At 46.1% G+C, this 1021-nt stretch carries 2 protein-coding genes; both read right to left on the reverse strand.

All coding sequences use genetic code 11. The annotated features are described in order from the left end of the window. The coding region (locus tag M663_RS0112675; protein WP_029689180.1) for an E3 binding domain-containing protein at positions 1 to 628 on the reverse strand (628 nt) is incomplete at its 3' end. 34 nt (positions 629 to 662) lie between these two features. Next, positions 663 to 1021, reverse strand: a 359-nt coding sequence (locus M663_RS0112680; RefSeq protein ID WP_029689181.1) for a transketolase C-terminal domain-containing protein, incomplete at its 5' end; no start/stop codon positions are given.

Raw genomic sequence — 1021 nt, forward strand, 5'->3', positions numbered from 1 at the left:
CATCTATCTCCCGCCCTAATGTAAACTGTGCAGTTTCTCGCAGGCTTTGTAACATCCTCGCACCAACTAAACGTTGAGTAGGAGTGAGGGGTATCCTTTTTGCTTTTAAATCTGTCTTTTCAGAACGTTGTGCAAATTTCTTAACATCCTCCTCAGTAATACGACCACCCGGGCTGGTTCCCGGCACTGCCTCCAGAGGAATTCCCAATTCACGGGCAAGCTTACGGGCTGCAGGAGTGGCTCTTACATCGCTCGTGTTGCTACTATGGACTTGGGAATCCATTGGAGTACTCTGGGTTGTTAGCTCCGTTTCGCCGTGGATGTGGGTTGTTTCCTCTGGCGCATAGACTGGAGGTGTCGCAGATTCACTACCTCCAGCCACCTCCGTGGCCTCTTCTTCGATCAAGCAGAGCGGCTGCCCAACCTTGACTACATGGCCTTGGGGGCATAGGATTTTTGTAAGTATGCCGCTTACTGGAGCCTGGATTTCAACAACTACTTTTTCAAATTGTACTTCCAGCAGCAATTCGTCTGCTTGTACTGGCTGTCCTTCATCCTTGAACCAATTCACCACAAACCCTTCTATTCCATTTGATACTACGTTAGGCATGCGAAATTCGTATGGCATAAGATATCAGTCCTCCTGCTTTGAAATTTCATTATTATGACCTGAGCAATTCCTTAACTGCATTCACAATTTTAGAACTTAAAGGTAATACAAACTGCTCCAAAGGACGAGAATATGGTATAGGCACGTCTGGAACCGCTAATCTTTTTACAGGCGCTTCTAAGTAGTCAAAAGCATGCTCAACTACAGTTGCAGCAACTTCTCCGCTCATACCATAGCTCAGGTAGTCTTCATCCACCACCAATACTCTGTGGGTCTTTTTTACAGTATTTATTATGGCTTCGCGGTCTAACGGTACCAATGTCCTTAGGTCCAGAACCTCAACACTTATACCTTCTTTTTCTAGTTCTTTGGCCGCCTCTAATGCTTGATAGACGCCCATAGCCACACTGA

This window comes from Thermoanaerobacter sp. A7A (assembly GCF_000445185.1).
GTDB lineage: Bacteria > Bacillota > Thermoanaerobacteria > Thermoanaerobacterales > Thermoanaerobacteraceae > Thermoanaerobacter.